Here is a 16,233-nt window from a genome sequence, read left to right as displayed (position 1 = left end):
CCTTTACGAAGGTGACTCAGTCGTGGATGTTTGTTGTTAAGTCAGGCTGTGTCTGTATCAACACATCACCACATTCACAGCCAGCCCGCCCATGGCGGTTTCTTTGTATTTGTCCTGCATATCCAGCCCGGTCTGGCGCATGGTTTCAATCACGTCATCGAGAGAAACCCGGTGCTCTCCGGTACCGCTTAATGCCAGTCGGGCGGCATTTATGGCTTTGACTGCGCCCATGGTATTTCGTTCGATGCAAGGCACCTGAACCAGTCCGCCAATAGGATCACAGGTCAGACCAAGGTTATGCTCCATGCCTATTTCTGCGGCGTTTTCAATTTGCAGTGGTGAGCCTCCCAGTACAGCACAGAGTCCGCCAGCGGCCATGGAGCAGGCAACACCTATTTCCCCCTGACAGCCGACTTCTGCGGCTGAAATAGAAGCATTTTTTTTGTAAAGCATGCCAATGGCGGCAGCGGTGGCAATGAATGTGATGATGCCCTGCTGGTCACTGCACTCTACAAAACGAACGTAATAGGCCAGAACGGCAGGTATCACGCCTGCGGCGCCATTGGTGGGGGCTGTGACGACACGTCCGCCCACGGCGTTTTCTTCATTGACGGCCAGTGCAAACAGGCTGACCCAGTCCATCAGCTCCAGCTGGTCTTTCTGGTGATCTTCACGGTTTAACAGTTTCTGGTACAGGTCATGTGCCCGGCGTGCCACGTTCAGTCCTCCGGGCAGTACACCGTCCTGTGAGCAGCCGCGGTCAATGCATTGTTCCATCACTTCCCAGATGCGCAGCACTTCCTGTTCGATATTTTGATGGCGAGCCAGATGGTGTTCGTTGGCCATGACCAGCCCGGCAATGGTGAGGTTGCTTTCCTGACAGCGCTGAAGCAGTTCGGCGGCATTATCAAAAGGGTAAGGGATGGTTCGGGGGGCAAGTGTTGCATCAGCCTTTGTACTGGCTTCCTGTTCGTCAAGCACAAAGCCGCCACCCACGGAGTAGTAATTATTGCTGTACAGAACCATGCCTGCGTGGTCTTTGACAGAGAGTGTCATGCCATTGGGGTGAGCGGGCAGTGACTGCCCGAAGTGAAATTTCAGGTGTTGTTCCTTAAAGAAGGCAACAGGGTATTGTCCGGCCAGGAGTATCTGCCCTGAGTCGGCGAGGGTTTTGAGCAGAGCTGGTGCTTTGTCAGGATCAAGCCGGTCTGGCTGTTCACCCAGCAGACCCAGCAATACCGCCGTGTCGGTGGCGTGTCCGGAACCGGTCATTGCCAGTGAACCAAACAGATCAATTCTGACGCTGGCGATCTGATTCATCAGTTGTTTTTCAGACAGCTCGGCCAGAAAACGGTTGGCTGCCAACATAGGTCCAACGGTGTGTGATGAGGAGGGCCCAACGCCAATTTTGAACAGTTCAAAGATACTCAGGCCCATAGGAATAACTCCGTCAGGTTCCACTGATTTGCTCGTGGCTGTTGTTCGTATTTATTTTATTGAAATGACCGGCTGATCGTTATTTGTGTGTACCGGGTTTTCTGCCAGCTCCAGCTGAGTCGGGCAAGCATTCAGGAAGGGTAACAATCGACCTGTTTCATATCAAGGTTAAAGTTTCTTATTGGAAACTAAGAAAAATATGATTCAGATCAGTTGGGCGGGCAGATGACAGGGGTAACGACCATTATGTTGTTCAGGCATCATGGTCGTTTTTACTATGGGATGTTATTGGGAATGAGCAGGCAATGACTATTCAGCCACTGTTTTACCTTCTTTTTCATCCGCCTCTTTGGCCCGATAATCACGCACCAGTTTGAACACCACAGGGCTCAGCAGTACGAGAGCAATCAGGTTTGGTATGGCCATCATGGCATTGAGTGTATCTGCAACCAGCCAGATAAAGTTCAGGTTCAGGGTTGCGCCAATAGGCAGGGCAATGATCCACAGCACCCGGTAAGGCTTCACCGAGCGTGGGCCGAACAGGTATACCAGACAACGTTCGCCGTAGAAGCTCCAGCCAAGGGTGGTAGTAAAGGCGAAGATAGCCAGCGAGAAGGTGACAATATAGTTACCGATGCCCGGCATGGCTTTGGCAAAGGCCATGGAGGTCAGGGCAGCACCGGATTCGCCGGAAGTCCACAGACCGGAAGTGATGATGACCAGACCGGTAATGGTGCAGATAATGATGGTATCAATAAAGGTGCCCAGCATGGCGATCATGCCCTGACGCACCGGATCTTTGGTTTTAGCGGCAGCGTGGGCAATGGGTGCTGAACCTAGGCCTGCTTCGTTGGAGAACACGCCTCGGGCCACACCGAAACGAATAGCAGCCCAGACCGCAGCGCCTGCGAAACCACCGGTAGCGGCTACGGGTGAGAAGGCATAGGTAAAGACCAGAGACAACGCTTCAGGAATGGCGGCAGCATTAATGGCCAGAACGCTTAGGCCGGCTATCAGGTAAGTAATTGCCATGAAAGGTACCAGTGCCCCTGCTACCTGACCAATACGACGAATGCCGCCAATCAGAACCAGACCGACCAGAACCATCAGTGCAACACCGGTGACCCAGGTTGGAAGGGCAAAATTTTCTGCAAACACGGCAGCTACCGAGTTTGATTGCACCGTGTTACCAATGCCAAAACCGGCAATCGCGCCAAACAGGGCAAACAGTGTTCCCAGCCATGCCCAGCGAGAACCCAGACCATTCTTGATGTAGTACATCGGGCCGCCGTAATGGTTGCCTTTGTCGTCTACTTCGCGGAATTTAACCGCCAGCACGGCTTCTGCAAACTTGGTGGCCATACCTACCAGAGCCGTACACCACATCCAGAACAGGGCACCGGGGCCACCCAGAAAGACAGCGGTTGCCACACCGGCAATGTTACCGGTACCCACGGTGGCGGACAGGGCGGTCATTAACGCCTGAAACGGGGATATTTCTCCGGACTTGTCTTCACCTTCTGCCGGTGTACGACCACTCCATAATAATTTGAAGCCGGTTCCCAGCCTGAGCAGGGGCATCAGCCGCAGACCCAGCATCAGGAATAGTCCTACCCCCAGAATAAGAACGAGCATTAACGGCCCCCAGACGACCCCGTTAATGGCGTTCACCATATTGGTTATTAGTTCCATGCTTTTATCCGTTGTTTGTTATCGTTTCGCTGTGTTACAGGCCGGACAATAATCACTAACCCTATGAAAGTTCCGGCAAAAAAAATCGTCAGCCCGCAGGTTGTTTTAACTTAATGGATGAAGTTGGCAAATTCAACGCTGGTGCGGGCTGCAGGTATTCTGTCGTGTTTCTTATAGGAAACCGATGTCGCTAATCAGAGAGTCTGTCTTTAATGCGAAGCCTTGGGTCTAATTCCCCGCAGCTTGCTGCGAACTACTCAAGAGCTAACTTGATACCCCGGAGCTTGCTCCGGGTGCAATTAAAAGTGTTCCGAGAATGCTGAAATCATGATTTTTCGGAATTTTGTTCCGAGCATTTCTGCAGGGTTAGGGCTTTAAAAAATGGAAAACCTAACATGTCAGGAACACTTTTAATTGCACCCGCTTGCTCCGGGGTAGTTCATTTCAGGGCGAGGCTTGGTTACTATCTCTTGTTGGGTATTTTTTTCGCCATAAATCAATTTCTCCATAAACAATGATGTGCAGGGGCTGATGGCTGCAAAAAAGCTGAATAAAATTACGCAGGTAAAGAATAACAATGACTGAGCAGGCTCATTTCTTACAACGCGAAAAACAGTCCGTTCTGGCAACACGCAGCGACAGGGAAGCATCGGTTGAGCCTCTGCAACTGGGACAACGGGTTCGGGAAATTCGCCAGAGCAAAAACTTGACGTTGGAGGAAGCCAGCAAACTGACCGGTCTGGCACGCTCTACCCTGTCAAAGATTGAAAATGAACAGATTTCACCAACGTTTGCGGCGGTGACCAAACTGGTTACAGGGCTGGGCATTGATATTCCCCAGCTGTTTACCCAACCCAGTACCCGGCCTGCCGCCAGTGGCAGACGTGCGGTGACCCGTAAAGGCAAAGGGCAGTTGCACCCGACAACCACCTATGAGCATGAACTGCTGGCAGAAGAACTGTCGGGAAAGCGTATGATTCCTTACCGAACCACCGTTTTTGCCCGGTCTTTTGATGATTATCAGGACTGGGTACGGCATGAAGGCGAGGAGTTTTTGCTGGTACTGAGTGGCCGGTTGGCGCTGTTTACCGAATTCTACCAGCCGGTCGAACTGGCAGAAGGCGACAGTGCATATTACGATGCCGAGATGGGCCACGCGCTGGTTTCGCTCAGCGACGAAGATGCGGTGGTCCTGTGGGTTACAGCCTGATTCGGTCTGGTTGGGATGCGACTGGAGATGAGAGTTGAGCAAAAAGTTGGCAGTAGGGTCGAGTGAGCGATAAAGAGCTGAGCAATAGCGCCGAACAAACATGCCATACTGTGGGCAAACTCTACACGAGAATAAAGGCATGAAATACCACCATCTTGGCATTCCTACCCGGGAAACATTAAAGGACGAGAAACATCTGCCCCATCTGAAAGTGTATGTCAGTGGTTTTGGACGCAACCCTTACGGGGTTGAGTGGATGCGCTTTGAAGACGATGCCGATTACCCCGAGCTGGTAAAAACCGTGCCTCATGTCTGTTTTGAGGTGGATGATTTGCAGCAGGCCATTGAAGGCAAGCATGTCATTATTGAACCCAATAGCCCCAGCCCCGGTGTGTGGGTTGCGTTTATTGAGGATAACGGGGCACCCATAGAGTTCTTACAGGTAGACCGAACCATTGCCGAGGCCGGTATATAAAATAAACACAGGGAACAGCCATGCCTGACCAACAAACAACGCATTACATTGAACTGCCAGCAACGAATCTTGAGCATACCAAAGCGTTTTTTACCGAGGTGTTTGGCTGGTCTTTTCAGGACTTCGGAACAGAGTATTCTGCCTTTTCCAGCCGTGGCGGCAACGGCGGCTTTTATCAGTCGGAGCTGTGTTCCGATACCCGTAATGGGGCGACGCTGGTGGTGCTGTTCAGTGATGATCTGGATCGTTGTCTTGCCCGGGTTGAACAGGCAGGCGGGATCATTGTGAAGCCCGTTTTCGCTTTTCCCGGCGGGCGTCGTTTTCATTTTCGGGAGCCCAGCGGTAATGAGCTGGCTGTCTGGTCCGATCGCTAAATTTCAGGTAACCGGCATTTCGGGATCACAACCCGCACTTCTCTCAAAGGTGGTTGATCGGATTTTGCGTACTTTGCCAGTAGCTCTGCTCTGGTCGGCAGTGACGGTTCTGCTGTATTTTTAATTTTGCCGGTTTGAGTGGTAATGCCTTTGATTCCAAATGCCTTGCAGAGCGTTTTCGCTTTGGTTTCCTGACATCAAATGCCCCCATAACGCCATGCTGAATAAGGTACTCTCGAAGGGATCGTTGAAGTGATTCAGAACCTGTTCAAGTTGATTGTGATTGTCAGGTTCCAGTTTCGCTTCATCTGTTTGATGGACATCATGTGTTTTAGGGGGTGGAGAGGGTTCGACAGGCTCTTCATCTAAGTCTGGTGACGAAGGTTCAGACGCTATCAGCAGGCCCCATGTAACATAGGGGTCTTTAACGAAATCATCCTTTTTGCCCTTGTTGTCTCCGACCTTTTGTTTCGGCAAACTCGGTCGCTGCCTTTCGTTCTCAGTAGTTTGGTGAGCACTCTTTTGCGGAGTATTGCTCTTGTGAATATTTTCGTGAGACAGCAAGGTTGCATCTGTTAGTGCGTTTTCACTTTGGGAGGGTAGATTGTTATTTTCTACCGTACCATTAATCTCCGGGCTTCTGGCGATATCGTGTTCACTGCATTCTGAGTCTGATAATTTATGCGCTGGGCTATCAGTTTGTTGGCTTTGTGCCTTTAAACAAATTTTTTCTGGTTTCGAAAGTGACGCAGGTAAACCGATTTTTTCAAAAGCACTTCTTAGGGTGCGGCGGTCTATGTCACAGCTATTGAAGAACTCGAGAACGCCTTCTATATAATCCTGAGAGTTTTCTGTAAAAAATTCCGGATCTTTATAAATTCGGGTGAATTCATCAAACAATTCAGGATTTTCAGAAAGCATCAGCACCCGCGTTAAAGATGAGGACAGATTCCCAGAGCTGTCAGCCGCTGTTGGTTTGTCAAGCAAGCATGCAAGCCCGTAGTCTCGAACAGTTTTGCGAAAATCGAGGATTTTATCGAAAGCATGTTCGTAAACGGAGCTGCTTGAGTGTTCGACATTCCCCAGTATCAGAGTATCTTCCTGTGTCATTTCAGGCTAATTGTTTTGCTCTTTTTGGTATATCAATCTGTCGAAAAGTGCTTTGGCATTAGCTGCATGATCGAATGGATCTTGCTGTAGAGTGTATTTGAACTGAGCCAAACGAATACTGATCGATCGGCCTGCAAAATGGCAGCTGACAGGGAGTTGATGGGAGCTGAAGTCAGTTTCTGTCTGCTCGAAAGTAGACAATTTTTGCGGTAACTGGAGTGATGAACCCGGTTTCGTGGTTTCTGAAAAAAGTGACTCATTATTCATGGAAAAAATCCCTGTACGCTTCCAAAATAAAAAAGACCCTGAAGCGGGATTAAAGTTCCTTTATTACCATCAGGTTTCAGGGCTTAAGAGTATTCCTGTGCCCGTCAGGCCGCCAGGCCGGGGAAATAACGTTGGGCATGTCTGAACGGTTCAGCAGGGGAGCCTTACAGAGAGCGAACTCGCCAAAGCGATGGTTGACGGCATCCAGTGTTGCCAGCAGTTGGTCTTTGCGCGCATGGTCTTCCCTGAACAACTCACCCTGATTGTCTCTGATTTGAGGGTCCAGAGCGCCGATATGAACCTGATGCACACCCCGTCCATCCCAGTAAACGTCCAGAAAGAAATCAGCCAGAGCCATGATTTGATCACCATCCGCCGTTGGGTGCAGGCTTTGCAGTTTGCGATGAATCCAGCCTCGGCGGGTGTTCACCCCGATCGCAAAGGTTTGTGCCTGAAGTTCATAACGGCGCAGGCGGGCTGCGACCTTTTCTGCCATATGCAGCAGATAGGTGCGCACAATCTCTCGGTCGATGGTGTTGGGCGGAATGACTTTGCCATGTCCGATGGACTGAGGCGCTTTGATCTCTTTGTGAATCGGGTCCGGATCCATGCCCTGAGCCATCAGCCAGATGCGACGACCCAGATTGCCAAAGCGTTTTGCCAGTACACTGATGGGGATCTTTTGCATATCACCGCATCGGAGTACACCGTACTGGGCAAGAAAACGACCAATGCCGGAACCAATACCACATAACTCTGTAACGGGCACCGGTGCCAGCCGGGCCTTTGCGTTTTCCGGCAGAACCACGGTCAGACCATCAGGCTTCTGCTGTTTGGCTGCCCATTTGGCCGTTGTCTTGTCGCTGCTGATGCCGACCGAACACAGTAACTCCGAGGCATTGAAAACGCAGGTTTTAATACGTTGCCCCAGCTCTTCCACGGTGCAGTCATACACCTGCTGGCAGCTGGTGATATCAAGAAACGCTTCATCCACGGAAAAAATTTCCAGTTCCGGCGTAATGCTTTCCAGTGCAGACATGATGCTGGAAGACACCTGTCCGTAGCGTTCCGGACGTGAAGGCGCCTGTATTAAATCCGGTGACAGTGTGCGTGCTTCGCGCAGGCGCATGCCGGTTTTGATCCCGACAGCCCGGGCTTCGTAAGAGGCGGTGATAATGCAGGTGCCGGTGCGGCCATTGGTGACGCACACGGGGCGATCCCGCCAGTCCGGCCGGTCCAGTTGTTCAATAGAAGCGAAAAAAGCATTCATATCCACCAGGGCAATCATTCTCGACCATGGTTTCTGCTTTATAGTATTACTGTTCATTTATACAGTATTTTGTATTTGCCCTCTGAAGGCAAGCTTATGACGATTGAAATTTTCGATCGGGTCTGGTGCAGTGAGTCAATAAATTTAAAGTTTGAATAATTGTTCCCCGTAACTATATTAAACAGGTGTCTTTTTTCTGCCTGAAAAACTGCTGTTGGTTTTAAGCGTCTTACAGGTCTGGTTGATTACCTGACAGTCCTTGTTTTGAGCCGAATGTTGCAGAGAACACATTTGTTACTGTTCACAGATAGCTTTTGGAGAGTTGTTATGCAAAAGCTTTGCTCATCGTTATTGGTTGCTCTTGGTGTGAATTGTTTGCCTGCCATGGTTTTGGCACAGTCTGGCAGCAGTGGTCCCGTTGAGGGAGAGGGTCAGGTAACTGTGTATAACAACCTTAAAGAGCATATTTTTATAGGTAAAGAAGGAACAGGCACGCAGCATATTAAGCCTGGAGACAGCGCTGTTATCACATTGGGTAACCCGATTAATAAAGCGATATGTGTAACAAAGGATGAGACAAGAGACTGCATCAATAATCAGTCTGACAGTGCTGGAGCATTAACTTTAGGTACTATTGAAAGAGACAGTCCTGCGGATGGGCGAGGTGGGGCTGTAAATATTGCAGGCTGGGACTTGATCAGCGTCAGTCCTGCGGATGGACGAGGTGGGTTTAACACCGTTATCCGTGTAAGGCTTCAGAACGTAAACTACACAGCATTTAATCCAAAAGCCCCTGAGCTGGCATATTCTGTGGTGTTCGGTAGTGATGATCCGGAAAGTCAATCCAATGAACTGAGTGTGTCTTTCTCAAAGTCCCATGGTGGTAGAGATATTTATGATCAAGGAATATCAAGAAAATCCTTGAGCAGAGCACATTGTGGTTATGCAAATTATGGTGAGCTTTACTCGGATTTATTCTGTGATCACACCACTGATACTGCGACGCTTCATATTTTTACCCGGGAAGCAACAACCGGTAGACAAGACAAAAAAAAGTGAACTGTGATGCAGTGTTAAGCATTTGGTTTGTATAAATCATTACAGCTGCGGATCTTGCAAAGACCCGCAGCTGCTTCAATCGTATTACAATCGAAGTTTCTTATGCCAGTATCCATCCCCGGGTTGCCAACACACCAGATCCTTTGACTGAAACAGTTCCCGGTAGGGCTTGAGTAAGGGCAGCAGTCGCCAGTGCCTGACGCCGGATGGTGCCTGAGCATCAAACCACTGTCCGGAAAAATAAATAAAAGCATGGGGAACTAAACGACGAATGTAAAATAATTGCGCCGAAGGACAGTATTGAAGCGCCAGCCTTGCCCAGTCGTAGCAATAGCCGCTGTTAATCTCTGTTAAAGGAACACGCCGTCTCTGGCATATCTGCCGGGTCACTCCATGAAAGACCATTCTGGCCACCGTTTTTTAAATTGTTGTTGGTGTTTTTTATCTATGTCATAAGGCCTGACTCTGGTCTGCTATAATCGATTTTTCTGGGTTGTCGGTCAACTCCTGAATGATCGTTTTAAAATTATTGCCTTTTGCTCACAGCATGCAGCTTGAGCCCGTTGATTTTGACAATCACTGCAAGCTGGTTTTTGGAACTTGCACTGATTCGGTTCCTGCTAAAGAGGGCTGGTAATGATCCGGGCAAAGGCTGATAAATTATTCGCTTTTATACTGTTGTTTATCTCGTTTTTGACCCATGCTCACCTTGTTGAGGTGAGTGAACACTCTTTCAAAATTCTTACGGAAGATGGTTATGTGAAAGAGCATCAGGTCAATGGGTATACCCAAATCTGGGAGCTTCATCGCGCGATCAGGCTGGGGCTGATTAATCGCACACCTGTTGCCCCGCCTTCTGTAACACTTAATGACTGCTCTGTCTGGCAGGTTTATGAAGTGAACCTTTCCGACGACGGAAACGGAAGAATAGATCCGAATGGGTGTACAGCCTATTTGGTAGAGCTGACTAATCAAGACTATCTGATGGTGTTTGATCTCCCCTTGTATCCTCAACTCGTTAACCGTGCAGAATTGGCAGCGATCAGAGAACAGAGTCAGCAAAAGCAAAAAGAGCAGCCTCAGCAGCAACGACGTAACAGGGATACACCTCAGTGTTTGATGTTTGGCCTGAGCTTTTTCTAGGAGGGCAGCGCAGTGATGTCATGCCATTGTTTGATCCAGCCAGACAACCCTGGATCATGACCTTTGTTGTTCAGGTGAGGCCGGACTTTGTTCAACATCGTGTCAATGTTCCCATGCTGGGTGATGTCAGGTTTCAGGTGATGGAAGTAGGGGCTGTCGAGCCGCTGGATGAGTGCTGCTTATGTGAGGAAGGTGCGGCAGGAAGCAGGGTCAGGGTTTTTCATAGACGAAATGCTTATTGATCCGGAATCCGTGCAGTGACGGAAGAGGCGATGCCTCTCCCGGTTAATCAGCGTTGCAGCTCTGCCTTTACATCAATGCTGTAAGGCAAAGACGACACTGTAAAGGTGATGTCAATGTCAGGTAGCTGTACGTCACCGGTTTCTGCAGCTTCAACACGAATAACGGCCAGCAGCTCTGTCTGGTTAGTATCGGAGGGAGTGGCAGCGTACAGGACTTCACCCATGGTCTTTCCTGCAGCATTCACCAGTTTGGTGTTAGCAGGCAGCTCAACGGCTGAACTGGCGGTTAAACGATAGCAGCGGCTTTTCAGCTGTCCCAGGTTTTGCATGCGGGCAACAATTTCCTGTCCTGTATAACAACCTTTACGAAAGCTGACAGCGTTCAGACTGGGCAGATTCAGGTGCTGGGGAATGTATTGCTCAATGGCTTCCGGAAGCAACTCCGGAATCACTGCCTCAATATCCAGCAGACGCCAGTGGGACTGCGCCAGAGGCCGGAAGCTGGTTTTCAGCCGGTTCCACCAGTCAGAAAGCTGATCAGCTGGCAGCCAGAGTTCATAACGTTCACAGGCACCGGGAACCGCCAGTAACCAGATGTTTTCGCCCACCTCTATCGCGCAACCGGCCTCCGGAGTGCGACCAAACACTTCATTGACCGTCGTGCTGATGTCTGAGCCTGAGAGACCCAGGGCAACCAGAGAAGAGTCGGTAGTGAGCTCGGTTTTGAAAAAGACGGCATACTTGCCGAGAGTCGCCTGGGTGGTGTCCAGCAGCCCATGATGCATTGACAGCAGAAAGGTGTCTTCTGAGTTGAGCAGGCGAAAAGCACTGTACATTCTGCCTTTAGGCGTACAGGCCGTACTCAGGTGGTGCTGTGCAGGTTCCAGTGTGTCCAGGTTATTACTCAGTTGTCCCTGTAGGAATCGCTGGCTGTCCGGACCATTGACACGGAGAAAGCCGCGATCAGCCAGCAGACTCATGGATGGCTGGTGCAGACTGGCAAGGCTGGCAGGAAGAACCTGTTCAAGAAAGGGGGCAAAGAGTGAGGCGTGGTCATTATTCATAATAGGCTCGGATATGTACTCTAGAAAATACCAGCGTGTTTGAGCCCAATCATAGAGGAAAGTCTGGCTGGACAACACTGTGGCGTGTGTCACTGTCTTAATAAATACCGCTCAAAAAAATTGTTAATATGGAAGTCGCTTCCTGTGAGTGGCGAACTTATAATGCACTCTTGATTAACAAGGAGTTTACCGAATGAAACTGAGCGGTGATGATTTTAAGCGGGTTCAATGGCATAGCCGCCGTGGGATGCTGGAGCTGGATGTTCTGCTGGAACCGTTCACTAACGAAGTGCTGAGAGACTTGCCCGCTGAAGATCAGCAGGTGTATGTGCGCTTGCTGGATTGTCAGGATGCGGATCTGTTTACCTGGTTCATGAGTGAACAACGTCCGGAAGACAAAGCGCTGGCTGCCATGATCGATACGATCATCACCTATGCCCGTCGCAGCTTTAACACCGATGGTGTGTGAAGACGATGAGCTGATTGATATTCGTCTGCAACGGTCCCGGTCAATGCTGGTTGTCGGGACCAGTGTTCACTTTCTTGCCTTGGTAGCGCCCTGGCTGTCCAATCTCTCCTTTCCTTTGCAGACCTCCGTTTCTTTACTGGTACTGATTCATGGCTGGCGTTTTTACCAGCGACAGATTGCCCGTACCCGTCCGGACAGTGTTAAAGCACTGCGTTATCGCAATGATCAGTGGTTGTTGTTGACACATTCTGGCTGGCAGCGAGTCTGGCCATCAGGAACGTTGCTGGTGACGCCATGGCTCATGGCTTTTTCATTCCGTACAGAAGCAAAAAACGTCAGGCTGTCACGAAATAGCCTCGGAATCCGGTCAGGGAACTATTGGGTTTGCCTGTGGTCGGATACGGGTGAAACTGCGTCGCTGCATGCGTTGAGGCTGCGACTGCTGTTAAAAAAGCACAACGGTGCTGAAAGGTAATACAAATAAGAAGAGTATTAATTTAAAAATATTTCAGCTGTGGTTCTGAAGCTCCACTAAACTGTTTCAGAATTCTAAGAGCCCGTCTCCAGAGTCTGCGTGCAGCTCAAGCTATGCTCGAACTGCAAGCGTTAACGTATGACTTCAGAGACGGGCTCTTCGTTCGGGTTTGAGAATAAGCGGTCATAGACGGGCTGCTGAATAACCAGTAGGACAAGATGACGGTATTGCGGTGACAATGATGACAATGCTCGAACCTGCTATATCCCAGGACTTTTTGAATTATATGGAGTCTGGCTCTTCCCGGGCATGGGGTGTGCATGACTGTTACGGACGTGCCTTTTATATGAATACCCATACCAGGCGGGTGTTCGGGCTACCTGAAAAATACGATATATCAGGCAGACATTTTTCGGATCTTCCAGCGCCCATCTTTTTTGCCTGTTCAGACAAAGTGATAGAACAGAATAATCTCTACGGCCTGGCCGGTATTCAGCTGGTACGCCAGCGGAGAGGCTGACCTTCTGGTGGTGGCAGTAGTCGGAGCCCTGATGTGGGGCAGTGTGGAAGGCATTGCTATTTTGCTGGTGGTCAGCAGTTTTCCTGTGGCGGTACGTTTTACCGGACTGGCGTGTAGTTACAATATCTGCGCTACGCTGTTTGCCGGGATGGGCACCATGATTGGTCTGTGGTTGATTCGTGTGACCGGAGATTTGGCGTCACCGGGTTATTACCTGGCTATCAGTGGGCTGACAGGTGCTGTGGGTGCTTATTGTCTGGGGTTGCGTCAGGGGACAAAGCCTGCCGTAGGCAGGCTTTCTGGTGTGTGCCGAGCATGTCACACAGCTTGGGGGTGAAAGTCCCCTGTCCAGCCAGATGAGGGCGAAGGACTAGCGAAGCACAAGGTCTGTATCGCGAGGTGCAGGCTGAAGGCAGTGTAGAGCAAAACCGCGAGCCAGCGAACAGAAATCAGATATGAGGCTGTTTGCGTGAGGACGAGTCAGCACTTGATGACGAAGTCCATACTCATCCGGACATTCAGGCAGTAGATCTGGTGGTTGTGCGGCGAAGGCGGTGTGACTTACCTCGGGAGGTCTGTGTGGTGTCTGATATTTCGGACTGAGGTCACCGTAAGGTGATTTGATCGCCATACAGAAGTCAGCAGACGGCATAGTAGCTGGCGCATGTCAGTGAAGGCCTGAACGGTACAGAGTGGTGAGTAGTTTCTGTTATTCGAAACACCGGACGCAGACAAATCCAGCAAACACTGGAACTCATACCAAGTGGTCACGGCGGAACCGGAGGCTGCGACGCTATGAGGGCTGAGGTTGTGTCGGTATCACAGGATTACGAAAGCCCGGCAAGCGATGCAAGCCTGATGGCACGCATTGCTCATCCCAACAACTTGAAGAAAGCCTTTCAACGAGTAAAACGCAACAAAGGAGCGGCAGGCATTGACCGTATGACGGTGGATGACCTGTTCACTCGATGCTGCAGTTTTACCTAAACAAGTAACGTATTTATCTCGATTCTAAGCTGCATCTAAAAGTTTAAACTTCCGGGCGTGTGCTTTGAGTGAGTCAGTTGCCTTTTGTTCTCCCAGGTCTCTACCAGCCATATGCCTGCTCGACTCCCGCTTGGGCAAAGTATGCTCTAAGGCTAAGGCCAGAGCCTTAAGCTCGGTATCTGGATCTTCCGATTCAACCACTGATTTCACCGTAGCAAGCAAGGCTTCTGCATTGAGGCGTTCGATCAGACAGCCTGCGGGCATTCCGGCCTGTTTGTTTTTCAGTAGGACGAATTGCTCAGGGTGCAGTAACAGCATGTGTTCGCACAGCAGGCTCAGGATCACGCCGCGCTGCGATCCGTCAGCACCTTGCTGTTTGCTCAACCTGTTCCAGCCACAATGAGCTTTCCAGTCTTGAATGAAAACCTCGACCAACCACCTCAAGGTGTAAATCCTGGCTATGTCGGTATGCCGCCATGACATATCTGAAGCCACCAGATAGCGATAATCCTCTTCACCCTCATACTTCAGGGCAATAACAAAACGTCTTTTCCCATGAGCCTTAACATACAGCCGAGCAGCCAGCATCGTGACCTGCTCTTCTTTGCCACCGCGTATTATGAGTTGAGTTTCAGCGCCTTTCTGGCGCGAAAAGTAAGCTTTGAGAGTCGCTTCCGAGTGGTTTCGGTTGGATACTTTCTGATTCGAGCGCAGTTGGCTGACAACCTGGGCTCCGCCTGTTATTTCCGCAGCCTTATCCATAAAGTCTCCTGTGCCATACAGTGCATCAGCGAGAATTGCTTTGATCGTAATGTTGGGAAACGAATCAACAAATTCTTGCAGCATAACCAGCGTCAACGACTGCATGGTGGGGTAACGAACATGATCTGGCTCAGGACGGTTCGGTCGTTCTTTTTTCTGAATGCCTTGCTTCCTGAGCGCCTTGTCTTTCTTCCTCCATGCAGATAACTCAGGGTCAGGAATATAAAAGCGAAACCCTACTGGAAAGGTAGCTACTTCAGTAACGAGCACCATAAACACCAGTTCCTGCCCATTAAAATAACCACCTGTTGATTTGTCTTTTATCTTATGGGCACCGTCGATTTTTGAAGTCCTTTTAGTGCGCTTTTTTCCTGTATCGTCGATAGCAAGGGTTCCACTTTGTATTCCATAGCGTAGAAGAATATTTCTGACGCTGGCCTGTAGCAGGCTTTGCCATGCAATTTCTGCTTGATAAAACATCCAGCACAGACGGGTCGCTTTGAATCTGCCTAAGCTTCTGCGCTCAAAAGCAGCCCAGTTAATAGTTTTAGTTACCACGATTCCCATGATAAAAACGCCCAGTGCCACTTTCTGGGATCTACTCAACTGCGCAGAGGAATTGATGGACTTGAGCGAATCATTCAAAGCATCCAGAAAGGCAGTGACAACGGGTAATGGGCGAATTAGCAAGATACGACACTTGACGGTTATTAAGTTCCTATGAGATCTTACCTCCAACCTGCTGCTGTGGCTATGATGGAATCTCGCAAGGCTTGAATTCGGAGCTGCAGTAGTAGTCTGCTCTTATGCCACCCTGCCATTTCCTGCTCTCCCTCAAATATCAAAAACTGCAGCATCGAGTGTTCAGGTATTTACAAGAGCATGGTCGTCAACTGAGGCAATGTTTGCTGAGAGGGTTGTGGAAACCAACTCCGGTAAGAAGAGTTCTGATCCCCAAACCGGATGGTGGAGAGCGAAAGTTGGGCATTCCAACAGCTCTTGATCGAATGGTGCAGCAGGCAATACAGCAAGTATTACAGGCAGAATGGGAGCCACGGTTCTCGTCTTACAGCTATGGATTCAGACCGCAGAGGTCAGCACATCAGGCTCAGTCGTATATAAAGGATGGTTACGACTGGGTGGTTGATATTGATTTGTCGAAGTTCTTTGATCGAGTCAATCATGATCGACTGATGGCAAAGCTGGCAGAGCATATACAGGACAAGGATGTATTGCGTTTGATTCATCGATTCCTGAAGTCCGGAGTGATGGAAAATGGACTGTCAAAACCGCAAACGGAAGGTGTGCCACAAGGAGGGCCGCTGTCTCCTGTGCTCTCAAACATAGTATTGGACGAACTCGACAAAACGCTTGAAAAACGAGGGTTACGGTTTGTTCGATACGCAGACGACTGTCGTGTGTTTGTTAAAAGCGCTCCAAGCCGGGCCCCCGGCTGAACATCTATGAGTAACTTTTCTCCCAACTACTGCCTACATGCCTATGATAGAAAGGAAGACATATCCGGACCAGAGACCGTAAACACACTGGTGCCTTTTGCCCGTTTGAAAGCGTGGTCGGGGAGCTGGCGACAACATCACTGATGACGCAATATGCGATCTCGTTCGGAAGAATGCGAATCATCGACAGCCCCATATCCGGATATGCCTTCGCACGGAA

The 16,233-nt window shown here is 49.8% G+C and carries 19 protein-coding genes; 12 read left to right on the top strand and 7 right to left on the bottom strand.

Annotation, left to right across the window (positions count from 1 at the left end; translation table 11 throughout):
• Positions 1–57: 57 nt before the first annotated feature.
• Both EZMO1_RS14910 and EZMO1_RS14905 read right to left on the bottom strand, forming a co-directional pair.
• A complete protein-coding gene (locus EZMO1_RS14910; RefSeq protein WP_034873425.1) occupies positions 58–1,437 on the bottom strand; it encodes an L-serine ammonia-lyase in 1,380 nt (459 codons plus the stop codon).
• Between the two features lie 309 nt (positions 1,438–1,746).
• A complete protein-coding gene (locus EZMO1_RS14905) occupies positions 1,747–3,129 on the bottom strand; it encodes an alanine/glycine:cation symporter family protein (protein ID WP_034872563.1) in 1,383 nt (460 codons plus the stop codon).
• 577 nt (positions 3,130–3,706) lie between these two features.
• Here EZMO1_RS14905 and EZMO1_RS14900 point away from each other — a divergent pair.
• The 3 genes from EZMO1_RS14900 to EZMO1_RS14890 all read left to right on the top strand — a co-directional run bounded on the left by EZMO1_RS14900 (position 3,707) and on the right by EZMO1_RS14890 (position 5,188).
• The gene (locus tag EZMO1_RS14900) at positions 3,707–4,339 is read left to right on the top strand and encodes a helix-turn-helix domain-containing protein (RefSeq protein ID WP_034872564.1); all 633 of its coding nucleotides are present in this window, start codon (positions 3,707–3,709) and stop codon (positions 4,337–4,339) included.
• Positions 4,340–4,478: 139 nt separating this feature from the next.
• Complete coding sequence (locus EZMO1_RS14895) at positions 4,479–4,814, top strand: VOC family protein (protein ID WP_034872566.1); 336 nt, start codon at positions 4,479–4,481, stop codon at positions 4,812–4,814.
• 20 nt (positions 4,815–4,834) lie between these two features.
• Positions 4,835–5,188 carry a VOC family protein gene (locus EZMO1_RS14890; protein WP_034872568.1) on the top strand — a complete coding sequence of 118 codons (354 nt, stop codon included), beginning with the start codon at positions 4,835–4,837 and terminating at the stop codon, positions 5,186–5,188.
• Positions 5,189–5,308: 120 nt separating this feature from the next.
• Here EZMO1_RS14890 and EZMO1_RS14885 read toward each other — a convergent pair whose 3' ends face one another.
• Together EZMO1_RS14885 and EZMO1_RS14875 are read right to left on the bottom strand one after the other, a co-directional pair.
• Positions 5,309–6,298 (bottom strand): hypothetical protein, encoded by a 990-nt coding sequence (locus EZMO1_RS14885; protein ID WP_034872570.1) that lies wholly within the window; start codon positions 6,296–6,298, stop codon positions 5,309–5,311.
• Between the two features lie 343 nt (positions 6,299–6,641).
• A complete protein-coding gene (locus EZMO1_RS14875) occupies positions 6,642–7,892 on the bottom strand; it encodes a DNA polymerase Y family protein (RefSeq protein WP_034872573.1) in 1,251 nt (416 codons plus the stop codon).
• 270 nt (positions 7,893–8,162) lie between these two features.
• Between EZMO1_RS14875 and EZMO1_RS14870 the strand changes: the two genes are divergently transcribed.
• Positions 8,163–8,894, top strand: coding sequence for a hypothetical protein (locus EZMO1_RS14870; RefSeq protein ID WP_034872575.1), 732 nt, complete (start codon positions 8,163–8,165; stop codon positions 8,892–8,894).
• Positions 8,895–8,978: 84 nt separating this feature from the next.
• On the opposite strand, the gene EZMO1_RS26250 is transcribed toward EZMO1_RS14870, so the two are convergent.
• Positions 8,979–9,299, bottom strand: a complete 321-nt coding sequence (locus EZMO1_RS26250; protein ID WP_145912619.1) for a hypothetical protein — start codon at positions 9,297–9,299, stop codon at positions 8,979–8,981.
• A 273-nt stretch (positions 9,300–9,572) separates the two neighbouring features.
• On the opposite strand from EZMO1_RS26250, the gene EZMO1_RS14865 reads away from it, so the two are divergent.
• On the top strand, positions 9,573–10,037 hold the full coding sequence (locus EZMO1_RS14865; protein WP_222842122.1) for a hypothetical protein: 465 nt from the start codon (positions 9,573–9,575) through the stop codon (positions 10,035–10,037).
• Positions 10,038–10,057: 20 nt separating this feature from the next.
• Entirely contained in the window at positions 10,058–10,279 is a 222-nt protein-coding gene (locus tag EZMO1_RS14860) for a hypothetical protein (protein ID WP_034872579.1), read from the top strand.
• A 47-nt stretch (positions 10,280–10,326) separates the two neighbouring features.
• On the opposite strand, the gene ygfZ is transcribed toward EZMO1_RS14860, so the two are convergent.
• Positions 10,327–11,343, bottom strand: a complete 1,017-nt coding sequence (gene ygfZ / locus EZMO1_RS14855; protein ID WP_051789242.1) for a CAF17-like 4Fe-4S cluster assembly/insertion protein YgfZ — start codon at positions 11,341–11,343, stop codon at positions 10,327–10,329.
• Positions 11,344–11,536: 193 nt separating this feature from the next.
• Between ygfZ and EZMO1_RS14850 the strand changes: the two genes are divergently transcribed.
• From EZMO1_RS14850 to EZMO1_RS14825, 5 genes are all read left to right on the top strand, one after another.
• Positions 11,537–11,812, top strand: a complete 276-nt coding sequence (locus EZMO1_RS14850) for an FAD assembly factor SdhE (protein WP_034872581.1) — start codon at positions 11,537–11,539, stop codon at positions 11,810–11,812.
• Positions 11,778–12,287: a hypothetical protein gene (locus EZMO1_RS14845; RefSeq protein ID WP_145912618.1), complete on the top strand. Its 510-nt coding sequence runs from the start codon at positions 11,778–11,780 to the stop codon at positions 12,285–12,287. The genes EZMO1_RS14850 and EZMO1_RS14845 overlap by 35 nt, the downstream gene beginning before the upstream one ends.
• A 238-nt stretch (positions 12,288–12,525) precedes the next feature.
• Positions 12,526–12,807: a hypothetical protein gene (locus EZMO1_RS14840; protein WP_145912617.1), complete on the top strand. Its 282-nt coding sequence runs from the start codon at positions 12,526–12,528 to the stop codon at positions 12,805–12,807.
• A 10-nt stretch (positions 12,808–12,817) separates the two neighbouring features.
• The gene (locus EZMO1_RS14835; RefSeq protein WP_145912616.1) at positions 12,818–13,144 is read left to right on the top strand and encodes a hypothetical protein; all 327 of its coding nucleotides are present in this window, start codon (positions 12,818–12,820) and stop codon (positions 13,142–13,144) included.
• A gap of 458 nt (positions 13,145–13,602) precedes the next feature.
• Positions 13,603–13,794: a hypothetical protein gene (locus tag EZMO1_RS14825; RefSeq protein ID WP_034872589.1), complete on the top strand. Its 192-nt coding sequence runs from the start codon at positions 13,603–13,605 to the stop codon at positions 13,792–13,794.
• A 24-nt stretch (positions 13,795–13,818) separates the two neighbouring features.
• Here EZMO1_RS14825 and EZMO1_RS14820 read toward each other — a convergent pair whose 3' ends face one another.
• Entirely contained in the window at positions 13,819–15,246 is a 1,428-nt protein-coding gene (locus EZMO1_RS14820) for a transposase (RefSeq protein ID WP_145912468.1), read from the bottom strand.
• 170 nt (positions 15,247–15,416) lie between these two features.
• Between EZMO1_RS14820 and EZMO1_RS14815 the strand changes: the two genes are divergently transcribed.
• Entirely contained in the window at positions 15,417–16,013 is a 597-nt protein-coding gene (locus EZMO1_RS14815) for a reverse transcriptase domain-containing protein (RefSeq protein WP_244886701.1), read from the top strand.
• The last annotated feature ends 220 nt before the right edge of the window (positions 16,014–16,233 follow it).

The organism is Endozoicomonas montiporae CL-33 (assembly GCF_001583435.1).
Lineage (GTDB): Bacteria > Pseudomonadota > Gammaproteobacteria > Pseudomonadales > Endozoicomonadaceae > Endozoicomonas_A > Endozoicomonas_A montiporae.
The sequence above is the reverse complement of the archived record's forward strand: the minus strand, read 5'-3'. Positions and strand labels throughout refer to the sequence as shown.